At 45.8% G+C, this 24,003-nt stretch carries 24 protein-coding genes; 11 read left to right on the plus strand and 13 right to left on the minus strand.

The annotated features are described in order from the left end of the window. Positions 1–49 precede the first annotated feature (49 nt). The 3 genes from cysT to ACTHTU_RS00785 form a co-directional block, all read right to left on the minus strand. On the minus strand, positions 50–886 hold the full coding sequence (gene cysT / locus ACTHTU_RS00775) for a sulfate ABC transporter permease subunit CysT (RefSeq protein WP_063069002.1): 837 nt from the start codon (positions 884–886) through the stop codon (positions 50–52). 160 nt (positions 887–1,046) lie between these two features. Continuing rightward, positions 1,047–1,496 carry a DUF4124 domain-containing protein gene (locus ACTHTU_RS00780; protein ID WP_440361444.1) on the minus strand — a complete coding sequence of 150 codons (450 nt, stop codon included), beginning with the start codon at positions 1,494–1,496 and terminating at the stop codon, positions 1,047–1,049. Between the two features lie 12 nt (positions 1,497–1,508). Further along, complete coding sequence (locus tag ACTHTU_RS00785; protein ID WP_440361445.1) at positions 1,509–1,703, minus strand: hypothetical protein; 195 nt, start codon at positions 1,701–1,703, stop codon at positions 1,509–1,511. Positions 1,704–1,888: 185 nt separating this feature from the next. Here ACTHTU_RS00785 and ACTHTU_RS00790 point away from each other — a divergent pair, with 185 nt between their 5' ends. Continuing rightward, positions 1,889–3,517 carry an ABC-F family ATPase gene (locus tag ACTHTU_RS00790; protein ID WP_070712944.1) on the plus strand — a complete coding sequence of 543 codons (1,629 nt, stop codon included), beginning with the start codon at positions 1,889–1,891 and terminating at the stop codon, positions 3,515–3,517. Between the two features lie 225 nt (positions 3,518–3,742). Here the strand turns inward: ACTHTU_RS00790 and ACTHTU_RS00795 are convergent, their stop codons facing one another. Next, on the minus strand, positions 3,743–4,960 hold the full coding sequence (locus ACTHTU_RS00795) for a D-alanyl-D-alanine carboxypeptidase family protein (RefSeq protein ID WP_440361446.1): 1,218 nt from the start codon (positions 4,958–4,960) through the stop codon (positions 3,743–3,745). Positions 4,961–5,165: 205 nt separating this feature from the next. On the opposite strand from ACTHTU_RS00795, the gene ilvA reads away from it, so the two are divergent. Further along, a complete protein-coding gene (gene ilvA, locus ACTHTU_RS00800) occupies positions 5,166–6,689 on the plus strand; it encodes a threonine ammonia-lyase, biosynthetic (protein WP_440361447.1) in 1,524 nt (507 codons plus the stop codon). A 59-nt stretch (positions 6,690–6,748) separates the two neighbouring features. Here ilvA and trmB read toward each other — a convergent pair whose 3' ends face one another. From trmB to ACTHTU_RS00815, 3 genes are all read right to left on the minus strand, one after another. Further along, positions 6,749–7,465, minus strand: a complete 717-nt coding sequence (gene trmB / locus ACTHTU_RS00805) for a tRNA (guanosine(46)-N7)-methyltransferase TrmB (protein WP_440361448.1) — start codon at positions 7,463–7,465, stop codon at positions 6,749–6,751. A 137-nt stretch (positions 7,466–7,602) separates the two neighbouring features. Next, positions 7,603–8,259: a response regulator gene (locus ACTHTU_RS00810; RefSeq protein WP_440361449.1), complete on the minus strand. Its 657-nt coding sequence runs from the start codon at positions 8,257–8,259 to the stop codon at positions 7,603–7,605. Then, positions 8,256–10,016 (minus strand): histidine kinase, encoded by a 1,761-nt coding sequence (locus ACTHTU_RS00815; protein WP_440361450.1) that lies wholly within the window; start codon positions 10,014–10,016, stop codon positions 8,256–8,258. Before ACTHTU_RS00815 ends, ACTHTU_RS00810 begins: the two co-directional genes overlap by 4 nt. A 259-nt stretch (positions 10,017–10,275) precedes the next feature. On the opposite strand from ACTHTU_RS00815, the gene mobA reads away from it, so the two are divergent. Beyond that, positions 10,276–10,857: a molybdenum cofactor guanylyltransferase MobA gene (gene mobA, locus ACTHTU_RS00820; protein ID WP_049328535.1), complete on the plus strand. Its 582-nt coding sequence runs from the start codon at positions 10,276–10,278 to the stop codon at positions 10,855–10,857. A 79-nt stretch (positions 10,858–10,936) separates the two neighbouring features. Here the strand turns inward: mobA and ACTHTU_RS00825 are convergent, their stop codons facing one another. The 4 genes from ACTHTU_RS00825 to ACTHTU_RS00840 all read right to left on the minus strand — a co-directional run bounded on the left by ACTHTU_RS00825 (position 10,937) and on the right by ACTHTU_RS00840 (position 17,937). Continuing rightward, positions 10,937–14,056, minus strand: a complete 3,120-nt coding sequence (locus ACTHTU_RS00825) for a type I restriction endonuclease subunit R (RefSeq protein ID WP_440361451.1) — start codon at positions 14,054–14,056, stop codon at positions 10,937–10,939. Positions 14,057–14,122: 66 nt separating this feature from the next. Continuing rightward, positions 14,123–15,313: a restriction endonuclease subunit S gene (locus ACTHTU_RS00830; protein ID WP_440361452.1), complete on the minus strand. Its 1,191-nt coding sequence runs from the start codon at positions 15,311–15,313 to the stop codon at positions 14,123–14,125. 9 nt (positions 15,314–15,322) lie between these two features. Beyond that, positions 15,323–16,003 (minus strand): hypothetical protein, encoded by a 681-nt coding sequence (locus ACTHTU_RS00835; protein WP_440361453.1) that lies wholly within the window; start codon positions 16,001–16,003, stop codon positions 15,323–15,325. After that, a complete protein-coding gene (locus tag ACTHTU_RS00840) occupies positions 15,937–17,937 on the minus strand; it encodes a type I restriction-modification system subunit M (protein ID WP_440361454.1) in 2,001 nt (666 codons plus the stop codon). The genes ACTHTU_RS00835 and ACTHTU_RS00840 overlap by 67 nt, the downstream gene beginning before the upstream one ends. A gap of 305 nt (positions 17,938–18,242) precedes the next feature. On the opposite strand from ACTHTU_RS00840, the gene ACTHTU_RS00845 reads away from it, so the two are divergent. Further along, complete coding sequence (locus ACTHTU_RS00845) at positions 18,243–18,377, plus strand: hypothetical protein (RefSeq protein WP_440361455.1); 135 nt, start codon at positions 18,243–18,245, stop codon at positions 18,375–18,377. Between the two features lie 6 nt (positions 18,378–18,383). Here the strand turns inward: ACTHTU_RS00845 and ACTHTU_RS00850 are convergent, their stop codons facing one another. Beyond that, complete coding sequence (locus ACTHTU_RS00850; RefSeq protein WP_440361456.1) at positions 18,384–19,370, minus strand: GlxA family transcriptional regulator; 987 nt, start codon at positions 19,368–19,370, stop codon at positions 18,384–18,386. Between the two features lie 97 nt (positions 19,371–19,467). On the opposite strand from ACTHTU_RS00850, the gene ACTHTU_RS00855 reads away from it, so the two are divergent. Next, complete coding sequence (locus ACTHTU_RS00855; protein ID WP_440361457.1) at positions 19,468–20,319, plus strand: MBL fold metallo-hydrolase; 852 nt, start codon at positions 19,468–19,470, stop codon at positions 20,317–20,319. Positions 20,320–20,402: 83 nt separating this feature from the next. On the opposite strand, the gene ACTHTU_RS00860 is transcribed toward ACTHTU_RS00855, so the two are convergent. Next, complete coding sequence (locus ACTHTU_RS00860) at positions 20,403–20,837, minus strand: LysR substrate-binding domain-containing protein (RefSeq protein WP_440361458.1); 435 nt, start codon at positions 20,835–20,837, stop codon at positions 20,403–20,405. A 178-nt stretch (positions 20,838–21,015) separates the two neighbouring features. Between ACTHTU_RS00860 and ACTHTU_RS00865 the strand changes: the two genes are divergently transcribed. The 6 genes from ACTHTU_RS00865 (at position 21,016) to ACTHTU_RS00890 (ending at position 23,917) form a co-directional block, all read left to right on the plus strand. Further along, positions 21,016–21,558, plus strand: a complete 543-nt coding sequence (locus tag ACTHTU_RS00865) for a Pycsar system effector family protein (RefSeq protein ID WP_440361459.1) — start codon at positions 21,016–21,018, stop codon at positions 21,556–21,558. A 15-nt stretch (positions 21,559–21,573) separates the two neighbouring features. Further along, positions 21,574–22,323 (plus strand): adenylate/guanylate cyclase domain-containing protein, encoded by a 750-nt coding sequence (locus ACTHTU_RS00870; protein WP_440361460.1) that lies wholly within the window; start codon positions 21,574–21,576, stop codon positions 22,321–22,323. Positions 22,324–22,507: 184 nt separating this feature from the next. Next, entirely contained in the window at positions 22,508–22,639 is a 132-nt protein-coding gene (locus ACTHTU_RS00875; protein WP_440361461.1) for a hypothetical protein, read from the plus strand. Between the two features lie 42 nt (positions 22,640–22,681). Further along, on the plus strand, positions 22,682–22,942 hold the full coding sequence (locus tag ACTHTU_RS00880; RefSeq protein WP_440361462.1) for an aldo/keto reductase: 261 nt from the start codon (positions 22,682–22,684) through the stop codon (positions 22,940–22,942). A gap of 46 nt (positions 22,943–22,988) precedes the next feature. After that, positions 22,989–23,489 (plus strand): OsmC family protein, encoded by a 501-nt coding sequence (locus tag ACTHTU_RS00885; RefSeq protein ID WP_440361463.1) that lies wholly within the window; start codon positions 22,989–22,991, stop codon positions 23,487–23,489. Positions 23,490–23,581: 92 nt separating this feature from the next. Beyond that, the gene (locus ACTHTU_RS00890; RefSeq protein ID WP_007241657.1) at positions 23,582–23,917 is read left to right on the plus strand and encodes a thioredoxin family protein; all 336 of its coding nucleotides are present in this window, start codon (positions 23,582–23,584) and stop codon (positions 23,915–23,917) included. The last annotated feature ends 86 nt before the right edge of the window (positions 23,918–24,003 follow it).

Consider the following 24,003-nt stretch of genomic DNA (forward strand, 5'->3'; position numbering starts at 1 on the left):
GGGCCGTCTGAAAAATGTTTGCTTAATGTTTCAGACGGCCTGTTGTTTGTTAAACCCTCGCTCCGGCGCGGCGGCTCAAAGTCCATTGCATAATGTTCAAAATCAGCAGGATGACAAACGAAATCATCAGCATAAACAGAGCAACGGCTGACGCGCCCTGAGCATCGTATTGCTCCAGTTTGCCGGTAATAATCAAGGGCAGAATTTCAGACACCATCGGAATATTGCCTGCGATGAAAATGACCGAGCCGTATTCGCCGGTAGAGCGGGCAAACATCATGCCTGCACCGGTCAACAGGGCCGGCGTGATTTCAGGTAAAAGGACGCGGCGGAACGTAGTCCAACGGCTTGCGCCCAAAGTTGCCGCCGCTTCTTCATACTCGCCCGACAATTCTTCCAATACCGGCTGCACGGCGCGGACGATAAAGGGCAGGCTGACGACGATCAGCGCAATCCAAATGCCGATGGGTGTAAACGCGATTTTGATGCCCAAAGGCTCGAAAAAACGGCCTATCCAGCCATTGGGCGCATACAGGGTTGCCAACGCAATGCCTGTTACCGCCGTCGGCAGCGCAAACGGCAAATCGACCAAAGCGTTTACTAATCCTTTGCCTGGAAATTCATAGCGCACCAATACCCAAGCGACCAATGTGCCGAACACGATATTGGTCAACATCGCATAAAACGACATCCGCAAACTCAGCCAGACGGCCGCCAAGACATTGGGTTCGGTAATCGTGTTCCAAAATCCGCTCCAGCCGATTTCCGCTGCTTTGGCCGCCATCATCGCAAACGGCAAAACTACCAAAAGCGACAGGCACAAAACCGTCAAACCCAGGCTGAGCTTGAAACCCGGCAATACAGAGGGCGTTTTGAGTAACAACATAATGGCAACCGTCAGAATTTAATACACGCTTACTTTAACAAGGCCGTCTGAAAACTGGAAAGAATGCTTTGTTTGGTATAAAGACGATTTTGTTATATTGAAGACATGAAAAGGCCGTCTGAAAACCAAATTTCAGACGGCCTTGCTGGTGTGGTAAGGATCAATAGGCAACAGGATCTTGAGATGCAGGCTGGTGTTGCGCCGCGTCATAGTTTTCCTGAGCCGAGCGGACGGCTTTTTCCAAACCGTTGATCCGTTCAAGATAGCGGGCATAGTTGCGTTCATTGCCATAACGCACTTTTTTGCCTTCTTCCAAATTTTTCTTGGCAGTATCCAAAGCACGCTTGGCTGCGCCGACGTCAGCCGGATTGACCGGGGCGACAGCTTCTTCCGCTTGCTCGGTTTTGCTTGGGGAAGTCGGCGTTGCCGGTGTTGAAACAGGCGCAGAAGTATATACGGACGGTTTGCCGATATTGCTGGCTTTGCAGTTTTTGCCGCCGGCTTGGGTATAGACTTTGCGGCCGGCAGAATCGGTACATTCAAAAATAGGTGCGGCGGAAACCGTAGTTGTCAAAGCAAGCAGTAATGTGCTGATCCAAAGTTTGTTCATTTTTATTTTTCCTTAAAACCATTTCCACCAAACAATTAAAGCCGCAATCATGATGATGTTGGCGAAGAGGATAGGTTTCCACTGTCTGGGCGCGCGCCGCAATTCGGCGCCAGATCGCGTGCGGCGGATATAGAAAAACGGGCTGAGCAGCATGGAAGCGGCACATACCAAAATAATCACGGCGTAATAGATTTTGTGCGTTTCCATATCGTTTCTCCGTTTCAGACGGCCTGAAAGGCTGCCTACAACGCATTTTTGCGTGAAGCGTTGCCTGTTTTCATCTTGCATCGGTATTGGGCATACTTGACATGGCCTCAATCCTGAGGTCTTTGCAAAAATATGCTACAATCGCGTCCGATTATAACATTCTATTTATAAAGGTTTTACGAATAATGATTTCTACCAACGGCATCACCATGCAGTTCGGCGCAAAGCCGCTGTTTGAAAACGTATCCGTCAAATTCGGCGAAGGCAACCGTTACGGCTTGATCGGCGCCAACGGCTCAGGCAAGTCCACCTTCATGAAAATCCTCGGCGGCGATTTGGAACAGACTGCCGGCGAAGTCGCGATTGAAAACGGCGTGCGTTTGGGTAAATTGCGCCAAGACCAGTTTGCCTACGAAGACATGCGCGTGCTGGACGTGGTGATGATGGGTCACACCGAAATGTGGGCGGCGATGACCGAGCGTGATGCGATTTACGCCAACCTTGAAGCCACCGAAGACGACTACATGAAAGCCGCCGAACTGGAAGCCAAGTTTGCCGAATACGATGGCTACACCGCAGAAGCGCGCGCTGCCGAATTGTTGAGCGGCGTGGGCATTTCCGAAGATTTGCACAATGCGACCATGGCAGAAGTTGCCCCGGGCTTCAAACTGCGCGTATTGCTGGCGCAAGCCCTGTTCTCCAAACCAGATGTATTGCTCTTGGACGAACCGACCAATAACTTGGACATTAATACCATCCGCTGGCTGGAAGGCGTGTTGAACCAATACGACTCCACCATGATCATCATCTCGCACGACCGTCACTTTTTGAACGAAGTCTGCACCCACATGGCGGATTTGGACTACAACACCATCACCATCTATCCGGGCAACTACGACGATTATATGCTCGCTTCCGCCCAGTCGCGTGAGCGCGCCCTGAAAGACAACGCCAAAGCCAAAGAGAAACTGCAAGAGCTGCAAGAGTTTGTTGCCCGCTTCTCTGCCAACAAATCCAAAGCCCGTCAGGCAACCAGCCGTCTGAAGCAGGCAGACAAAATCAAATCGGAAATGGTCGAAGTCAAACCTTCTACCCGTCAAAACCCGTATATCCGTTTTGAAGCCGACGAAAAAGCCAAGTTGCACCGTCAGGCAGTGGAAGTTGAAAAACTGGCCAAACGTTTTGAAACCCAGTTGTTTAAAAACCTGAACTTCATCCTTGAAGCAGGCCAACGCCTTGCCATCATCGGCCCGAACGGCGCAGGTAAATCTACCTTGCTGAAACTCTTGGCCGGCGCATACAACCCCGAATATTCAGACGGCCTGTTGCCGGACGAAGGCACCATCAAATGGGCGGAAAAAGCCAGTGTCGGCTACTATCCGCAAGACCATGAAAACGACTTCGACGTCGATATGGACCTGAGCGAATGGATGCGCCAATGGGGTCAGGAAGGCGATGACGAACAAGTCATCCGCGGCACTTTAGGCCGCTTGCTCTTCGGCAGCAACGATGTCGTGAAAAAAGTGAAGGTTCTCTCTGGTGGCGAAAAAGGCCGTATGCTTTACGGCAAACTGTTGCTGTTGAAACCCAATGTCTTGGTCATGGACGAACCGACCAACCACATGGACATGGAAAGCATCGAATCCTTGAACATGGCGCTGGAAAAATACAACGGCACGCTGATTTTCGTATCGCATGACCGTCAGTTTGTATCTTCATTGGCTACCCAAATTATCGAATTGGATGGCAAAGGCGGATATGAACACTACTTGGGCGATTACGAAAGCTATCTGGAGAAAAAAGGCTTAGTTTAAGCCCATACTGATAACCTATTAAGGTATTGAAATGCCGTCTGAAAATCTTTATGTTTTCAGACGGCATTTTTTTGAAGCGTTTCATATTGTCAATCACTGAAACTGCTAAGATTAAAATGGATAAATTTCTTGTTAGGAATTTTTATTAAAGCCATAAAACAGATATACAAAAAGCCGTTTGAAATATTTCAGACGGCCTTTATTTATGTTTTGATAGAAAGAGGATTAACTGAATAATCCTTTAAACCACAACACAATCGCATCCCACATACGACGCAGCCAGCTGCCTTCTTCCACGCCGGTCAGGGCGACGACGTCTTTTTCGGCAATGATTTTGCCGTCTTTCATGACTTTCAGCTTGCCCAATACTTGGCCTTTTTCAATCGGGGCGAGGACGGGCTGAAGCGTTTCTAAAATAGGTTTGACGTTTTTGCCGGTATCGTGGGGAATGGTAATGTAAACATCGTCCAAGAAACCGATATCTACGGCTTTGGTGCTGCCTTTGTAAACTTTGACTTGGGAAATCACTTCTCCGCCGTTGTAAAGTTTAGGCGTGTCAAATGCCTGCAATGACCAGTTGAGCAGTTTGCTGCTTTCGCTGGCGCGCGCTTCGGTGGATTCGGCACCGGCAAGGATGGAAACAATACGGCGGTTGTTGCGTTTGCTGGAAGCGGCAAGGTGATAGCCTGCACCTTCAGAATAGCCGGTTTTCAAACCGTCGATACTGCTGTCGCGATAGAGCAGGAGGTTGCGGTTGGGCTGCTCGATATTATTGTATTTGAAAGATTTGTTTGCAAATAAAGGATAATATTTCGGATAGTCATTGATGAGTGCGGCAGCCAAGATGGCAAGGTCGCCAACGGTTGAAACATGGCCGTTAGAAGAAATACCGGTCGGGTTGTTGAAGTGGGTGTGCTTCATGCCCAAGCGTTTGGCTTCTTCGTTCATTTGTTTGACAAATTCGTCGATAGAGTCGTTGCCAATGGCTTCGGCAAGGGTAATGGCGGCATCGTTGGCCGACTGGATGGTTGTACCCTTAATCAAATCGCTGACACTGACAGGAACTTTCGGATCAAGGAACATGCGTGAACCTTCGACTTTCCAGCCGACGTTTGAAACTGTCAGCATCTGATCTGCTTGAAGCGTACCGTTTTCCAGTGCTTTAAAGGCAAGGTAGGCGGTCATCATTTGCGTCAACGCGGCAGGCTCGATAGGCGTGTCGGCATTGTTGGATGCCAAGGTTTGCTTGCTGTGCAGGTCGGTAACGATATAGGCAGTCGCCGCAATTTCCGGCGGTGTCGTCGGGCTGTTGATGCTGCGCAGCAGCGGCTGCGTTTGAGCCTCGCTTTGTACGGCAGGTGCGGATGCAACCGGGGCGGCAGCAAGGGCAGGAGTATTCAGGAGGGCAGCAAAAATTAAGCTAAGTAGCGTTTTTTTCATCATTATGTGTGGATTTGAATATGAGTGGACACTGTTTCAAAGTAAACAGTTTGGCATATTAAATAGATATTAAGCGGACATTATACCGTCTCATTTAGGCTTTGCTAAGATTTTTCTTGCCTTCAGACGGCCTCAGGGGTATGGTTTTAACTTTTTACTCTGGTCGATTTGACCGAATTGCAATTTATTTCCGAACACTAAAAATACTATGAACCATTCCCTTCCTCTTTCTGATTATCTAACCCGTATTTTGACCGCTTCCGTTTATGATGTAGCCGTAGAAACGCCTTTGGATTTGGCACGCAGTTTGTCAGGCCGTCTGAACAATCAGGTTTTGCTCAAGCGCGAAGATTTGCAGCCGGTGTTTTCGTTCAAAATTCGCGGTGCGTACAACAAAATGGCGAAGCTGCCTAAAGAAGCCTTGGATTGCGGCGTGATTGCTGCGAGCGCGGGCAACCATGCGCAGGGTGTGGCTTTATCGGCGCAATATTTGGGTTGCCGCGCCGTCATCGTGATGCCGGAAACTACGCCGAAAATCAAAATTGATGCAGTAAAGAGCCGTGGCGGTGAAGTGGTATTGAAAGGCGTTTCTTACAACGACGCCTATGATTATGCGATGGAGTTGGCAGAAAAGGAAAAACTGACCTATATCGCGCCATTTGATGATCCTGATGTGATTGCAGGTCAGGGCACTGTCGGCATGGAAATCCTCCGCCAGCACCGCAATATCAATGCGATTTTTGTGCCGATTGGCGGCGGCGGTTTGGCAGCAGGCGTAGCGGCGTTCATCAAACAGGTTTGCCCTCAAATTAAAGTCATTGGCGTGCAAACCGATGATTCTTGCTGTATGAAGCAATCGGTTGAGGCTGGGGAAATCGTACATTTGAAAGATGTCGGTCTGTTTTCAGACGGCACGGCGGTTAAAGTAGTGGGCGAGGAAACTTTCCGCCTGTGTAAAGAGCTGTTGGACGAAATTATTACGGTCAATACGGATATGTTGTGCGGCGCGATTAAAGATATATTTGACGATACGCGCAGCATTACCGAACCTGCAGGCGCATTGGCGCTTGCCGGCTTGAAGGCTTACGTTGCGAAAAACAATATTCAAGGTCAAAACCTGGTTGCCGTTACCAGCGGCGCCAACATGAACTTCCACCGCCTACGCCATGTTTCTGAACGCAGTGAGCTGGGCGAGGGCAACGAAGGTATTTTTGCCGTTACCATTCCTGAAGAAAAAGGCAGCTTCCTTAAATTTATCAATGTCTTGGGTAGTCGGAACATTACCGAGTTCAACTATCGCTACGGCAACGACAATAATGCTCATATTTTTGTCGGCTTGCAAACTGCCGGTGCGCAAGACTTGGCCGTTATCAGCAAACAACTGGCTGATGCAGGCTTGCCGAATGTTGACCTGACCAATGATGAAATCGCCAAAATCCATATCCGTTACATGGTCGGCGGACGTACGGAAAAAGTAGCCAGCGAACGCTTGGTCAGCTTTGAATTTCCTGAACGCCCGGGTGCGTTGTCCCGTTTCTTGAACCATATGCGTGCCGAATGGAATATTACCTTGTTCCATTATCGCAACCATGGTGCGGACTACGGTCGTATTTTGGTCGGTATCGATGTACCTGAAAGCGACAATGAAGCCTTTACCGACTTCTTGGAGAGCTTGGGTTATGTTTATAAAGAAGAAACCGATAATCCGGCTTATAAACTTTTCTTGGCTTAATCAGTAAGATAAAAGGCCGTCTGAAATTTTTCAGACGGCCTTGTGTTTTATGTTCGGCTTTATTTCTTACGGAACACCAAGTCCCAAACGCCATGACCCAATCGTTTGCCTCGGGCTTCAAATTTGGTTTCAGGACGATAGTCGGGCGTAGGGGCGTAATCGGCAGCCGTGTTTTGCAAAGCGTCGAAACTGCTCAAAATTTCCAGCATTTGCACGGCGTATTCTTCCCAGTCGGTCGCCATATGGACATAGCCGCCGCTTTTGAGTTTGGGCAACAGCTTTTCAACAAATGGCACTTGTACCAAGCGGCGTTTGTTATGGCGCTTTTTGTGCCAAGGGTCAGGGAAGAAAATATGAATGCCGTCTAAAGAACCGTCTTCCAGCATCTTTTCTACTACTTCCACTGCATCATGACGCATCACGCGGATATTTGAAATGTGTTCTTCCTCAATCAGCTTCAAGATATTACCGACGCCCGGGCCGTGAACATCAATTGCTAAAAAGTCGGTATCGGGCAGACGTTTGGCAATTTCCACTGTCGCGACGCCCATACCGAAACCGATTTCCAATACTTTAGGATTGTCCCGTCCAAATGCACGGTTCAAATCCAAAGGAGCTTCTTGGAAGTCCACACCAAATTGCGGCCACATCGTATCGATGGCGCGCTGTTGGGCCGCGGTCATATGGCCTTGGCGCAAGACGAAACTGCGGATGCTGCGTTTGTGTTCTTCAGGAACGGTATTTTCGGGTGTATTTTCTGGAATGTTTTCGGACATGTTGTTTTAAATCAGTGAGAAATCAAATAAAAAGGCCGTCTGAAAGAATCAGACAACCCTGCATATAAATCGGCGTGATTATAGCGAATAAACGCTTTTCCTGAAACCTTTTAAAAAGAAGGTTTCAGACGGCCTGATTAAGACAATACCGGTTGCGGTACTTTGTGTTGCACCGCATAAACCGCAGCTTGAACGCGGCTGCTTAGATTCAGCTTGCGCAACAGGTTTTGAACATGCACTTTGACGGTAGATTCAGCCAAGTTTAAATGGCGGGCAATGATTTTATTGCTGTGTCCGGCGGCAAGGTAGCCCAAGATTTCCATTTCGCGCGGGGTCAGTTGCGCCAGCAGGTGGTCGGAGCGGGAAGGAGAAGGAGAAATCAGCGATTGCACCAAGCGGCTGGTCATTTCCGGAGAGAAGACATTGTCGCCATCGACGGCTTTGCGAATGCTTTCCAACAGGAAGTCGGCGTTGATGTTTTTCAGCAAAAAGCCTTTTGCACCCATACGCATACATTCGGTCAAGTCGTCGCTATCTTCGGAAACAGTCAGCATGATGACTGTCAGCTGCGGATTGATGTTCAGAATTTGAGCCAGTGCTTCGCGGCCGTTCATGACCGGCATATCCAAGTCCAGCAAAACTACGTCAGGCTTGAGCTGTTCGACCATTTTTACGCCGGCCAGGCCGTCTGAAGCTTCGCCGACGACTTCAAAATCGGGCTGGCGGGAGAGCAGGGCTTTGATGCCGCTGCGAAACAGGGTGTGGTCGTCAATAAGGGTAATTTTAATCGTCATGATGCTGTTCTCATTTGTTGCGGCAAAGTCAGCATCACTGCCGTACCTTGCCCAATCTGCGATGTAATGGCCAATTGTGCGTTAATCCGTTGGGCACGTTCCTGCATAATGCCCAAGCCGACATGTTCGCCTGAAGGCCGGTTTGATAGGTGTTCTTTATTAAAGCCTGCGCCGTCGTCCCGAATTGTCATGACAAAATCGCCGTGGTTGGCAATTTCGACGCTGACATGTTGCGCACGCGCGTGCTTCCGGATATTGGACAGGCTTTCCTGCAAAATGAAGATGATCTGCAAATGCTCATCATAATTCAAAGCCTGCCCGTCGTCCTGCCATTTTAAATCAACTGGAATACCGGTTTGTCGTTCAAAACGCGCCAGCAGCGATTCTACCGCTTCAGGAAAATCTTTATTACTGATTTTGGTGCGGAAATTCATCAAAAGTTCGCGTACGTCCTCGTAGCATTCCTGCACGCCATCTTTGATAAAGCCGATATTTTCTTCTGCCTGCTCGCGTTGGTCTGAAGCAAACGCGCTTTCCAGCATTTGTACCTGCAAATTCAAAAAGGTCAAAGCTTGTGCGATGCTGTCATGCAAACCTTGCGCAATCAAGTTACGCTCCTGCAAGACTGCAAGCAGGCGGCGCTCTTGTTCCATGCGGTTGTTGGCGATGGAAATGCCCAGCTGTCCGCTTAAGGTATGCAGCAGTTTTTCGTCTTGCTCATCAGGCATATGGCCGTCTGAAAAATACAGGGCCAATACACCGAGCTGTTCGTCTTGGTAAACGATTGGGAATTCTACACGATTTCCCTCTTCGGTTTCACCGACACTTGCCGCCAAGTCAGAGCGTTTGCGTTCTTCATCGGAAAGATATACCGTACCGCCCAAAGCGGAAAACGCCGGCAGAATCTGAGCCAAAAATTCTTCTGCGGCCTGTTGCGGCGTAAAGGTTTGGTGCAGATTGCGCGTGGTTTGGTAGAGCAGGGTCAAATCACGGTTTTGCCGCGCCAAGTCTTGGGTTTGTTTGGCAACTTGTCCTTCCAAGTCTGTATAAAGCGTATGCAGACGGCGGCTCATTTGGTTAAAGCCCTTGCTTACTTGGGCAAACTCACGGATCTGGTCTGTCTCGATTTGAACGCCGAAATGCCCTTTACTGATGGTTTCTACGCCATCGCGCAGTTTTTCCAAGGGGCGGATAATCCATGAGTAATGCCAAACAATCATCAAACCAGCAGCCACAACAATCATCAGCATCATGGCCATTTGAAAGCGGCGCAGCCACAAGGTATTTTGCTCGTTGGCATTTTCCATCGCCTGTAAAAACAGCTCGATGTTGCCGGCAAAACGGTACAGGCCGATTTGGGTTGGACGCTCGTAATGTTGCAAAGACGGCTTGATGTTGGATTCCCAATCAATCAACAGCATCGATTGAATCAAGTCGTAAGCCAACGGCGTTTGAGACGGAATCAGCGGATGAATGGCATCACTTTGCGTCACATTGGCCAGCGTACGCTCAAATTCTTTGATTTGGTTATCAATTTGCGCATTGGGCGTACGGACGCTTGCCATATAAGCCAAACGATACACCTGCATTTTCAAACTGCCTGCATCTTCAATCGTTTTAGCCGCGTTTTCCAAACGCCAAGAAAGCAGAAGGGTAAAGACAATCGACAAAAATGCCGAACTGACCCATAAAAAAGTCAGCAGTTTTAAACGCGAAGACAGGCTCAGGCCGTCTGAAGATCCGGAGAATAAACGCATAAAGCACGCAGGGGAACTAATCCGATAATCTTATAAAAATATCATTCTTTCGGCCTATAAACAACCTGTCTAAAATAATTGTGTGGTTATGATAAGAAAAAACAGGGGTTTAATGTAAAATCATGTTATGATAAAATTCATCTCAAGTGAATTAAATCATGAAAATAAGGTTTCAGACGGCCTGAAACCTTGAAACTTATCCAATAAACACAACATCTTGAACCACACTCCATACTCTGCTTCGCAAAGGACTACCAAAATGAAAATTTTCGCACTGATATTGGCCGGCGGGCAGGGAAGCCGGATGGGAGGTGTCGATAAGGGGTTGGTGCAATGGCACAACAAAGCCTTGATAGATCATGTTATCGAAAAAATCCGCCCCCAAGTCAGCCATATCGCCATCAGTGCCAACCGCAACCTTGAGTCTTACGCCCAACGCAGCGCGCATGTTTTCTCTGATGCGCGCCAATGGCAGCATTATGGCCCTTTAGCCGCTTTGTGTACTGCCGCCAACGATTTACAAATTGCCACTGCCGACTGGTTGCTCATCGTATCTTGCGATATGCCGCGTTTGCCGGAAAATTTGGTATCCCAATTTGAAACCATCGCTCGGCGCACGCCATTGTGCAATGCGTTTTATGTAGAGACCCCTGCCAGACCGCATTACAGCGTGATGTTTATCCGGCCGCAAATCCTGCAAAGCACCGTGCCATACCTTTATTCAGGAATGCGCAGCATCCGCGGCTGGCTACAGCAACAGCGCGCGCGAGTTGTCCATTTCCCTCATGAGCAGGATTTTATCAGCTACAACACGGAAAACGATTTGGCTCAGCCTTTGTAGTTGGGTCAGTAAGGGGGCTAATGTTCAGGTAGGGATATGCTAACTTGATGATTATTTAGTATCTTTCAATAGGTAATAACTATCTTGTAATTAGTTCTCTTAGAAATTCATCAATCCGTATATTTAAATAAAATATACGTTCTTCGTTAAAATAAACTTTGGCTTTTTCCCTATCGACTGTTGCTTTTAGGTCATTTAGTCTGCCTAAGTCCAAATTTTCACTGGTATATTTTCTTGCCAACAGTGCACGTAGCAAATCTCCATCCAGCCCTAAACCTTTAATTACTTTTAGCACCTTATCATTGGCATCTTTTTGTTTGTACGTGGTGATGTAATCACTTAAGGCTAAATTTGGATCAAGCTTGATATCGCCGGATTGCACATCGTGTAAAAACAACTCAGCAAATTTTTGATCTTCTTTAGAAAGCGTAGCAAAAGAGTGGTGTAGCTCCTCAAGTGCAGCAGCTTCTTCTATGCCGCCGATGGTTTTAAGCCATTTTTCAAAACGGGCATTCATATAATTTTGATCAATTTTATCGGTTTCGATTTCGTTGATGTGCGAACGCAAATCAAATGGAACATCATCGCTACCGCCACCATTGCCTGAACTTTCTTTAAACAAATCTTTATAACGAGCCAGCAGTTTATCGTAGGTTTCTTGATCAAAATTAAGTGTGGCAGTGATTACGCTGTCGTCTTCCTGTACCACATCATAGCTTAATTTTTCCCAAGAAAAGCCCAAGAGCCGAGCAGCTTGTAAGTGCTCATTGAGCTGATTGAATAGTTTGACAAACTTTGCGCATGAGGTTGTATCATCAGGGTTTTTTGAAAAATCCTCTAATCCTGCCCATTTGAAAATATCGGCAATATCGGCAAAGCAGACATTCATTTTGTCGATAACTTTATCTAAATTATCGACAAACAGCCCCATAGGACGGTCGCCCGAATAAAGTTTTACGGCTCGCTCAATATTGCGTTGCATCGTATGCGGCTTGCGGTAATAGCGGATTAAACCAAAAGGCTTATCCGTTTTGTCGCATACGCGGTTAGTGCGGGAAAACGCCTGAATCAAGTTGGCGTAATCCAAAATTTTGTCTAAATAGAGCGTATTGAGCCATTTGCTGTCGAAGCCTGTCAGCATCTGATCGACCACAATCAACAAATCCAGCTGCTCGTCGGGCTTGATTCTCTTATACGCATTGATATGCGACAACCTATCCGACAAATCTGTTTTAAATCGGGAATAAGTGGCGTAGCCGAAATTTGTGTGGAACTGGGTGTTGTAACCTTCCAAAATTTCGGCAATCCATTTTTCCTTATCGTTGCCTTGCCCATCGTTAAGAATATTCGGATCGAAAAGGGCGGTCAGTTTCGGCAAGGATTTTTTAGCTTCCTCAGAATTTCCGACTTCCTCAGCAATTCTGATTTTCTCAGCAATTTTGGCTTTAATTAAGCGATAATAATTGACCGCTTCGGGAATAGAGCTGGTGGCAAAAATGGCATGATATTTTTTGCCTTGGCTGAGGCGTGGCCAATTTTCCAGCATGTCGTCGATCACTGCATTCACATGTTCCGGCGTTTGATATTGCACATTGGGTATATAATCTTCAATGCCTTTTTGATATTTGCCGTCTGAAGTATATTCTCCCGCCATCGGCACATTATTCATAAATTGATTGTAGATTTTTTTCTTTTGGTCATCGGCAAATACTTCGCTTTCATCTGCTGCTTTGGCTTCTTGCAAAGCGATAGTTCTGCGTAAATCGCTGTCTTTAAAGGTGCGGATATGGAAGGGATGAAAGCCCAGCACATTTTCATCACGAATGCCGTCTGCAATCGAATAGCGGTGCAATTCATTGCCGAAAACCGTGGCAGTGGTTGAATTTTTCTTAGCGTTTTCTTCTTCAATCGGTGTGCCGGTAAAGCCAAAGAAAATCGCATTGGGGAAGGTGTGCTTAATGGTGAGCAACATATCGCCAAAAGTGGTGCGGTGGGCTTCATCAATGATAAACACCAAACGTTTACCACTGATTTGCTCGATGTCAGCCTCATTGACTCCTTCTTCCGCCTTGATATTACTCATTTTTTGAATTGAGGTAACGATTAAGCGGTCGCGGTCTTGTTTGCTTTTTAGCTTGGCGAGCAAAATGGCGGTGTTTTCCGTTGCCTGCACATCATCTTTACTATCGGCAAAATTCTGATATTCCTCCAGAGATTGCTTGCCTAGCTCAATACGGTCGAGCAAGAAAATCACCTTATCCGCATCTTTGCGACGGCTGATTAACTGCGCCGATTTAAAACTCGACATCGTTTTGCCCGATCCTGTGGTATGCCAAATATAGCCGCCGCGCTGATTGCCTGAAGTCCAATCTGTCTTTGCCACCGTGTCGGCAATTTTGTTGACCGCATAATACTGATAGCTGCGCAACACTTTCAGCTGCTCGTCTTTCGCATCGGCAATGGTGTAATCGCCGATAAACTGGTGCGCCATCGGAATCGAGAGGAAATGCGTCGCCACCTTATCCCAATCGTTCATATACACATTATTGAAATCCGCCCAACGGAAATAAAACGCAGGATTTAATTGACCGCCGGTATTGGCAAAATAGCGGCATTCTTCCGGCGTCATCGCCACAAACACCTGCACCAGGCTAAAAATGCCCGAAAACGCGCCTGCCTTATGGTATCGCTCAATTTGATAGGTCGCTTGGCTGATGGGTACGCCAGAGCGTTTCAACTCAATATGAAACATCGGCATGCCGTTGATTAACAGCATCAAATCGCCTCGCTGCTTAGGGTATAAATCCGAACGAGGAGTAAATTGGGGCTGCTGGGCAATTTGATAGCGGCTTTTGCCGGCAGAAATTTCCTCACGGTCGAAAATATCCAGCGACACTTCCTTGCCGAAATGACGGCTTGCCTCATTTTCACGCTTGATGGCCACCGTTTTGCCATTGATAAAACCGTTTAAAGCATAAGGCGTTTTCAATGCCTGCACTTGCTCTAAAATCTGATTCATTTCCGAACGAATCAACGGTACATCGAGCTTGTCGATATGTTGGTTGGTTTTATTCAAATGATCCTGCCAGTTGGCAATCAACTTTTCTTCGGTGGGATAGCGCAACACTTCCTTTTCCCAGCTTTTGGTGGCCAGCAAGGCAATCAGTGCGTTTTCAAAATCAGCTTCTTTATTAAACATTCTTTTTCTCCGTAAGGGGCTTACGCCTTTTTTCAGACGGCCTCAATCATGGACAGGAACGCCGCCCTATACCAACATCGTCGCCAACAGCCCTTTTTTGAGTTGGTTTAATTTTTCGACCTCTGCCGACTGTAAGGCAATGGTTTCATCTAATTGGCGGAAGAAATTACCGATGGCGGTTTGTTCTTTTTTTGTTGGGAATGATATTTCAATTTTTTTTACAATTTCACCTGATAAATTCCCTTGGCCACCTTGAAGATATAAATTAACAATATTTTCTTTATTATTTTTTAGCCATTGTGAAATAAATTCTGCATCGTAATTTTCATTTGGAATGATAGCTAAAATTGCTTGATTGATTGCACCATTAATTTTACTTCGTTCAACTTCTCCACTTGTTGCACCATACAACGCATATAGAATATCACCTTGCTTTACCAATTTTGCAGATGAGCTTTCTAAACCTTCTTGAGTTAAAAACAGTTCAGTTTTTGAGCTATGAATTTCACCTGAACGAATAAAAGGAATATTACCACCATAAAATTTAGAATTTCCAACGCTAGGCGTTCCTCCTGAATAAGAACTAGCAACCTCCCCCAACTTCCTATATTCCCACTCCTCATCAAACCCTTTAAAGCGGATTTCCGGTATTTTTTCACCGTTTGCGGGGAACATTTTTGCCAGCATTGCCTTTTTAAGCTGACGGCTTTTTTCCAACACCGCACGGCTCTCGGCAATTTGGCTGTCTAAGCGACGGAAAAACAAACCGAGATGGGTTTGTTCTTCAACAGTTTGAGGAATTAAGATTGCTATATTTTGTAGACTACTCGTATTAATTGCTGGGTAACTTGTCCCCGTGCAACGTAATAGAACTTCTTGAACAAATTCTTCTTTCTGCACCAACGTTAATAAAAAATAACCATCATTTTGTGGACGAATTTGAATATATCCAGTTGAAAATACAAAATTTTCATTATTTTTCTCAAATAGATAATTGTTTTTTTGATAAGGACGAACAGCTTGAAAAAATAAATCCCCATTTTTAGCTAATCTTTGTGCTCTTGAAGGTGCTGTTTCCTTAAATTCTTCTCTATATGAAATTAGTTGAGTACCAACAACAGATTCTAAATCAACATACTGGAAAATTTGGGGAATTTCTGCTTTAGGATTAAACTCTCCAACGCTTTCAAAACCTTCCGTCTTCCATTCCCCTGTAAAACCCTTAAACCGCAAACGTGGCTCTTGTTGCTTATTCATTTTGCCCCCTTAGCCTTTCAAAATCGCCTGCCATGCGGCAATGCCCTGTAAGTCAAACTCGCTGCCGGTGAGTTCGTCCATCATTTGCGCCAGTGCGGCGGCGCTTTCTTGTTTACGCTCGCTGATGTGCTGATAGGTGTCGGCATATTTGTCGCAAAGTGCGGTCAGTTTTTGGCTGAATTGCGCCAGCATGTTTTCAGGCAGCCTGCACATCGCCGCATTGAGCGGAACAAACCATTTTTGGCGGAGCAAATCGAGGGCTTCGGCATCATCCAGGGCTTCAATGGTGGCTTTGGTTTTGCTGTGAAGCTCGGCGGATTGGGTTTTGAGTTCCGCCTTGAGCGTTTTTTCTTCGGCAAGCAGCTTATAGGCAGCCTGCAATTTTGCGCCTAGGCTTTCTTCGGCAAAAGTGTGTTTGTCGATGGCTTTGCTTAAGTCGGCTTTTTTGGCAATCGCTACGCCGTCGGCTTCCAATTCTTGTTGCAAGGCTTTGGGAATTTCGGCGTTGATAAAACCGTCGCCTTCATCATTGACGGCAGGGCAGGCTTTTTCTTCTTCGCTCAGGTTTTCCAAAATGCTTTGCATTTCGGCGGCGATTTCCGCCAAGCGGGTTTCTTTGGCTTTTAGGTTTGCCAATTCCTGCGGCAGTTTGACGGCCTGCACCAATTCAAACGGCAGAATATGCCCCACCCAGCCGTTTGTACTTCGGCTTCTTTTTTGGTTTTGCTGTCTTTTTTCAGCACCATAAATGGATCAACCTGCTTAATTGCTCGTTTGCCTTCGGTTTGGATCATCTCCAAATCGGCAGCAATGCCTGCTACATCGGCGCGCCATAAGTCATCGAGTTTTTGATAGGCGGTATAGAAATCCAATAAGGGCATGGCCTGCACTTTTTCCCGAATGAGTTCGGCAAGTTGTTGCTGGGTTTGGGAAATATTGAGTGTTTCCATCGGCTCAATCAGCAGAGTTTCCAAGCTGGCAGTGAAATCGGCAAAGTTTTGGGCAAATTGCGCTTGGTAATTCAGCACGCTGGCGTGGCTTTGCATGGCGGCTTTGAGATTGTCGGTTTTCGGCTGCACATAAGGTGTGCCGTTATCGGTAAATAAGGCCGTCTGTAAACCGTCAAAGGCTGCCCAGTAGTCTGCGAATTGTGCCAGCTCTGCTTTGGGAATGCCGCCGTGTATGGTGGAGAAAATATCCCATTGCTCCGTCGGTTCGGCGGAATCGACATAGCGCGGAATGTTGAGGTTGTAGCCGTTTGCCACAATTTCGGCTTTCGGCACAATGCGGGAGAATTTAGGCAATTCTCGGCGATGGGTCACACAATCGACAATGCGCTTGATGTCGCTTGCCTGTAAATGGTTGTTTTTGCCCACTTTGATGAAATGCTTGGAGGCGTCAATCATCAATATGTCGTTACGTTCGCGCTCTTGGCGCAAAACGATGATGATGGTGGGAATGCCCGTACCAAAAAAGATATTGGCAGGCAGACCGATAATGGCATCGATATGATTGTATTCAATCAGATTTTTTCGGATTTTCTCTTCTTCCCCGCCCCTAAAAAGCACGCCATGCGGCAAGACGATGGTCATGATGCCGTCAGGTTTTAAGTGGAAGAGGTCGTGCAATAGAAAGGCAAAATCGGCTTTTGCCTGCGGGGCGACGCCAAAGCGTTTGTAGCGGATGTCGCCTTCTTTGTCTTTGGGATTCCACGGCTGGGAATAGGGCGGATTCGACACTACGGCATCCAGATACAGCGGATCGCCTTCCAGCGGCCAGTCGTCTTCTAATGTATCGGCATTGCGGGTGAAAATATTGCTCGGCAAAATGCCACGCATGACCAGATTCATGCGCGTGAGGTTGTAGGTGTTTTCTTTTAATTCTTGGGCGTAATATTTGATGCTGTCGGCGCTTTTGAGATGTTTGGCGACGCTATGGCCGATGTTGATCAGTAATGAACCTGATCCGCTGGTCGGGTCGTAAATGCTGATTTCTTCACGGTCTTTGAGATGGTCGGCAATGATCTCCGACATTAGCAAAGATACTTCGTGCGGCGTATAAAATTCGCCCGCTTTTTTGCCTGCGTTGGCAGCAAACATACTAATCAGGTATTCATAAATAAAGCCCAATACGTCATAGCCTTGTTTACCGTCCATCGGAATATCGGCAATCAGCACGAAAAGGTCTTTCACCGCATTGGTTTGGTTGGTGGCGGTATCGCCCAATTTGCTCAAACCGGATTCTAAGGTTTTGAAAATGCCGTCAAAAACTGAGATGTAGTTTTCTGCAATATTGCGGCTGAAAGCGCTCATTGCTGTGCGTACGTTGGCAATATTGAAATCCGAGCCTTGGGCTAACCAAGTTGAAAACAGATGTTCGTAGCTGATGAAATAGCCGAGGTTTCTTTTGATATGGTTGACAAGCTCGCCGTTAGATTCGGTAAGCTCATCGGCAAAATTTGATCTTTCTAAGCCTTGTTCAAGGGCAAATTTTTCTAATTTATCAGAAAGAAATTTGTAAAAAATAAAGCCTAAGATGTAGTCTTTGTACTCGTTCGCTTCAATTTTGGAACGCATTTTATTCGCAGATTGCCAAATTTTGGCTGCAAGTTGTTGTTTATTCATTTTTTCTCTTATTGGTTTTTGATTTTATACATATTGCGATATGTATGATTGCTAGGTGCAGGCTTAGCTATGATAAACCATCAACACAGTGTTTACATAATTTACATCGTAGAGGAAGTATGATTCATCGATGCAATGCAAAATGGTAGGAAAGCTCACATTACACAAAGGCCGTCTGAAACTCAACTTTCAGACGGCCTTTTGTGTCCATATAAAAGTTGCAATCTATATTGGCGAGGATGAGATTGAGCTTGTCATCTTTGAATATAAATGATTAGGATAGAACAAGCGTTTGGATTTTGAAGATGATTTATAAAAACTCTTTGAAATTTCTCTACTCTTTGAAAAAGAAAAAAGGCCGTCTGAAAAGTGCAGGCTGCTTTTTGGGTTTTCAGACGACCTCCAAAGCAGCCCGCACTCAAGTATTTTGGATTGACTAACGCGAGCTATCTGCCAAATACTTTCCGCCAGGCATTCGGATTGATTTTAAACTTGGCTTTGAACTGCAAACGTAGGTTTGCCGCGCTGCCGAAGCCGCTTTGTTCGGCGATGCGTTCTATCGGCAAATCCGTATTTTCCAATAAATCCTGCGCCTGCCATAGCCGCTCTGTTGTGAGCCACTCACCGAAATTCATGCCTGTGGCTTGAGAAAAATGGCGGATAAAGGTACGACGGGAAACGGCTAATTTTTTTGCCAAATCGTCCAAGCGGTATGGGGTTGCAAGGTTTTGGCGCAGTTCGTCCAATAAGTGATTGATTTTGTCATCGGCGGTACGACGTTCGATAGGTCGGTGGATAAACTGCGCCTGCCCGCCTTCGCGGTGTGGTGCCGCAACCAAGGTACGGGCAAGGTCGTTGGCAACGGTTGCACCGTGGATTTTGCGGATGAGGTACAGACAGCAATCCAGCCCGCCCGCCGCACCTGCCGATGTTAAAAAGTTGCCGTCTTCCGCATATAGGCGGTTGGTATCCAGATGAATTTTAGGGAAACGGCGGACAAAGTCGTCTTCGGCAAGCCAGTGAGTCGCGGCGGTTCTGCCGTCTAAAAGTTCTGTGTAGGCAAGGGCGTAAGAGCCGTAGCATAGGGCGACAATATGTGCACCACGTTTCGCTGCCCGCTGTAAATTCTCAGCCAGTTCCGGCGTCGGGGTTTCTTCAATGTTGCGCCAGCCTGCGATGACGATGATGTCGGCTTCTTCCGTCAAATCTAGGCCGCCGTGAATGGGAATGCTTGCGCCCAGTGCCGTGATGGCGTCTTTGCTGTCATCGGAACAGATTTTCAGGTCAAAGAGCGGATTGTCCCGATAGGTCGTCTGAAAAATAGAAAAGGGAATGTTGAAGACAAAATCATTCATGCCCGATTGAGCATATAGCACGATTTTGGGGACAGCTTGATTTTGGCGAAACTCGTTATGCTCGTTTTCAGACGACATTTTGGCACTATCCTTACGTTTATTGGCAATATTGCCTATTTTAGCCGATGTACCTGCTGCTTAAAATACGCTTCATGATTTTTTAAGGAGCAACATCATGAAATTCAAGCAATTTATTCTTGCCACTGTTTTGGGCGCGACAGCCTTTTCCGCTTGGGCAGACGATTCATACCAACATATCCGTAACGCTACTGCCAAAGTCGAATATGCAGGACAGACGTTTTTGATTGACCCTTTTTTCGCCCCCAAGCATTCCATGAACGGCTTTGCCGGCACGTTCAATAACCAAGCCAAAATGCCGCTGGTCGGGCTGCCGATGAGTGTGAATAAAATTTTGGACGGTGTGGATGCAGTTATCGTTACCCATACTCACGAAGACCATTGGGACGAAACCGCCGCACGTTCCATTCCGAAAAACCTGCCCGTATATGTGCAGCACCAAGCCGACGCGGCAAAAATCCGCAGCCAAGGCTTTACTGATGTACGCGTGTTGAACGGCAGCGCCGTCTTCAACGGCGTAACCATCAGCAAAACCGGCGGCGTACACGGTACAGAAGCCATGTATGCCAACCCTCAGCTAGCCGAAATCTTAGGCGATGCAATGGGTGTGGTATTCCAAAGCAGCGGACATAAAACCGCTTATATTATGGGTGATACTGTGTGGACGGCAGATGTAAACAAAGCATTGAACCGCTACAAACCCGATTATCTGATTATGAACACGGGCTACGCGCTGATTTCAGGCATTTCAGACGGCATTATTATGGGGACGGCTGATGTATTAAAAGCCAGCCAAGTCATGCCTAAAGCCAAAATCATCACCGTACACATGGATACCGTGAATCATACCGCCGTCAGCCGCGCCGATATGCGTAAATTTATACGCGGTCAAGGCATTGAAAGCCGTGTGAACGTTCCGGAAGACGGAGAGACTGTGAGGCTAGATTGATAAGCGGTCATCTTTTAAAGAGAATTTGTAAAAATACTGGAAAATTTGGCCTCTCTTTGTTATGAAAAAAGCCGTCTGAAATTTCAGACGGCTTTTACTTTTAACGCATCCACAATCAATTTAAATACATTGGAATGCCCGCGGCGGCTGGGGTAATAGAGGTAAAACGGTTCGTAAGTGATTGCGTATTCAGGCAACAGCTCGACCAGGTGCCCCGAATTGAGTGCATCCGCTACGCTCATATGTGCTATCCACGCAATGCCAAGGCCGTCTGAAACGGCTTGCAGACGCAGATGATTGTTGATGGAAAACTGCGATTTTGGCGTGAACGTAATCAGCTCTTTTTTGTATTTGAATTCCCACTGCATCTCCGTGCCGTGTTCAGCGGAGAGTTTTATGCCGATAAGGCGGTGCTGTTGCAGATCATCAATATTTTTTGGTGAACCGTGTTGCGCCAAATAATTGGGTAAGGCGACCAACGCCATTTTGAGCGGCTCAGAAATCGACACGGCAATCATCTCTTCGGGTATTGGTTCAAAATCGGCTTTAATTTCGGGTACAACGCGGCTTCCACCGCTACCACAGGGGCATTGATACGAAATTTATTCTATTGAGAAAATTATTTTTGTAGTAACTATTGAATTATCATCGCATTCCCCAAATAATTGAGTAAATTTAACAGATAAAGGTAAAACAATGTATAAGCAACAATGGAGATTATCGAACGATACGGATAAATTGCATTTGACTCTTGATAGGATTATTGGATTTATTTCAAATTGTGATACAAAAGTGTCATTTTGGTTCTCATTTTTTGGTGCAATTCTAACCATTCTATCTACTTTAAAAACGCCCACAAAAGAAGCTATAAAGAGTGTCTTATGTGCAAACCCTAGAAATATAACAGATAATGTCGTGTTAATTGTATTTTTGGTGTCAGCAGTATTTTTCATAATTGGACTTTACTTTCTAAGCCAGGCTTTGATGGCAAAAACAATCAATAACGAAGATAGAAAATCTAATATTTTCTTTGGGCATATTGCATCACACAAGAACCAGCAAGCCTATATGAAGTGTCTTAAAGTGACTAATTTGAATAAATATATTGAAGATTTAGTTTCACAAATATATATCAACTCCAAGATTTGTGAACAAAAATTCAAAAACTATAACAAGGGAGTGAAAATGAGTGGTATAAGCATTATTTTTTTATTGGTTTCGTGGCTTTACATTTTTTAGAAATAGGAGTTGATAATGCCAAAGTATGACTATATACAAGGAAAGAACCGAGTAGAAAGCATTCTAGATAATAATATGATTATAGAAGAAAAGGAAAAATTGCCATCTGATGGTAATTTTACTTTTGAAAATGGATACAGGACGTGGTTAACCAGTATTTTTATAGATATTCGAGATTCAAGTAGATTATTTACAAGCAAGAATCAAGAGGAAACCGCAAAAGTAATCAGAGCATTTATTTCTGAACTGATTGAAATACTGAGAGATGATGATGGATTCATGCTTGAGATAGGTATTCGTGGAGATTGTGTTTATGCAATTTATAATACGCCTTTTCAAAAAGATATTCTAAATTGTGCCAATAAAACCTTCTATGCAAACACATTTATCAAGATGTTTAATAAGATGTTAACGAAAAGAGGGATTGATCCTATTCGGGCTGGAATAGGAATGTCCACAGGGTACGATTTAGTCATTAAAACAGGACGAAAAGGTGTTGGAATTAATGAAAAAGTATGGATTGGTACAGCTGTCACTGAGGCATCTAATTTGTCATCATTAGGAGATAAAGATGGTTACTGTAGATTAATGTATTCATCGATATCATATGAGAATTTCATTGATGGATTAAAAGATCAGTGTAGTAATCAAAATGTTGAAAATTGGTTTACACCTATAATCTCTCCAATACCTAATATAGATATTGTATATAATGCGAATATTATAATATTAGATTTTAATAATTGGATTAACTATAATGTATAAAAATATTTACCAAAAGTAGATTATAGTCTATTACTGATAGCGTAAACGTCCATGCTCTTATTGTTAAAAGGTCGTATGAAAACGGATTTAGTTTTTCAGACGACCTTTTCCTTATCTCTACATAAAAAGTGCGGTCAAATTCCCAAGCATTTTTCAAACTTTAAAAACTTCAAAATTTTCGTCCGTGCGCGCGGTGGATTTGGGGCTGTTTAATAAAGTGATGCCGTATGCTAATCAGATTGAAATCAATTCGTTCCAACAAAAAAACGAAGCCGTTTCCGCTTTGCAGGCTGAAGGCATCGCCGTGGAAGCATGAGCGCCGTTTGCTGAAGGCAAAAACGATATTTTCCACAATCCCGTGTTAAGCAAAATCGGCACGAAATATGGCAAATCCGTGGCTCAGGTGATTACCTGCTGGCTGGTGGAGCGTGGCATCATTGTATTGGCAAAATCCACCAAACCCGAACGCATGGCGGAAAACTTGAACGTCTTTGATTTTGCGCTTAGTAATGAAGACAAAGCCGAAATTGCCAAACTGGACGGCACGTTCGCCGCCATCGTCAATCACGACACGGTGGATAATTTGAAACGCATCTCCGCGTGGAAAATGGGCGTGTAAGTGTAGCGAAAAACCATCTGCAATTCATCATATGAAAGGACAAAACATGATTAACGGGTTAGATATCGAACGTTTCCGAACTACCATGGCAGCGGTTGAAAACGACCATGCAAAAGGCAAGGCAGCATTACGCGCCGATTCGCGCTGGGTATCCGGCACGAAGAACGAAATCTCCGTGCGCCGCTTCCCTGCCTTTACCACAGACGAACCGAAAAACATGGGCGGTGAAAACGCCGCCCCAAATCCGGTGGAATACCTGATCAGCGCTGCTGCAGGCTGCTGCTCCATAGGTTTCGAGTTGCAAGCAGCACAAGCAGGCGTGAAACTGGAACAGTTTGAAATATCCGCAAGCGGCGGTATCGACATGGCCAAACTGTTCGGCATGGAAGATGGCTACGGCGGACTGGATAATTTGGTGCTAACCGTAAAAGTAAAAGCCGACGCCGACCTTCCTACCCTGCAAAATTTCGCCGACCGCTCCGCCGCCACCTCGCCAGTGTTGAACAGCCTGAAAGCGCGGGCAAAAGTGGTTGTGGAAAAAATCTAGACGACTCAAAACGTTTTCTTGTTTTCATTTCGTTAAAAGCCCCTTTTCTGGACAACTAGAAAAGGGCTTAATCGCTCAAAGGAGTACATGGCATGCAACAACTGCACACTTTGAAAGACATCGAACAGGCCATCGCCACACACCCTTTAGTATCACTGTACATCAAAGCCCCAATCTGCGGTGTTTGTACGGTCGTGGCAGCCCAGCTTGACTCAGCTTTGGCGGTGGAAGGAAATGTGTATGCTGTAAAAGCCGATATTGCTGAAATACCCGAAATGGCTGGACGTTTCCACGTACTGACCGCACCTGCATGGCTGCTGTTTTATCAAGGCAAGGAAGTAGAACGGATGGCCCGCTTCATCCCTCAGGCACAGATGAAGCAGACATTGGCAAAATGGACAAAAATAGCAGAAAGCGGACATCAGTAACCGGTCTATCAATGTTTCAGACGGCTGCGGTCTTGATAATGATGCAAGTGGTCAAGTTTTTAAGATGATTTGCAAAATACTTAAAA

The sequence above is a fragment of the Neisseria sp. P0020.S005 genome, from assembly GCF_051957055.1.
Taxonomy (GTDB): Bacteria; Pseudomonadota; Gammaproteobacteria; order Burkholderiales; family Neisseriaceae; genus Neisseria; species Neisseria subflava_A.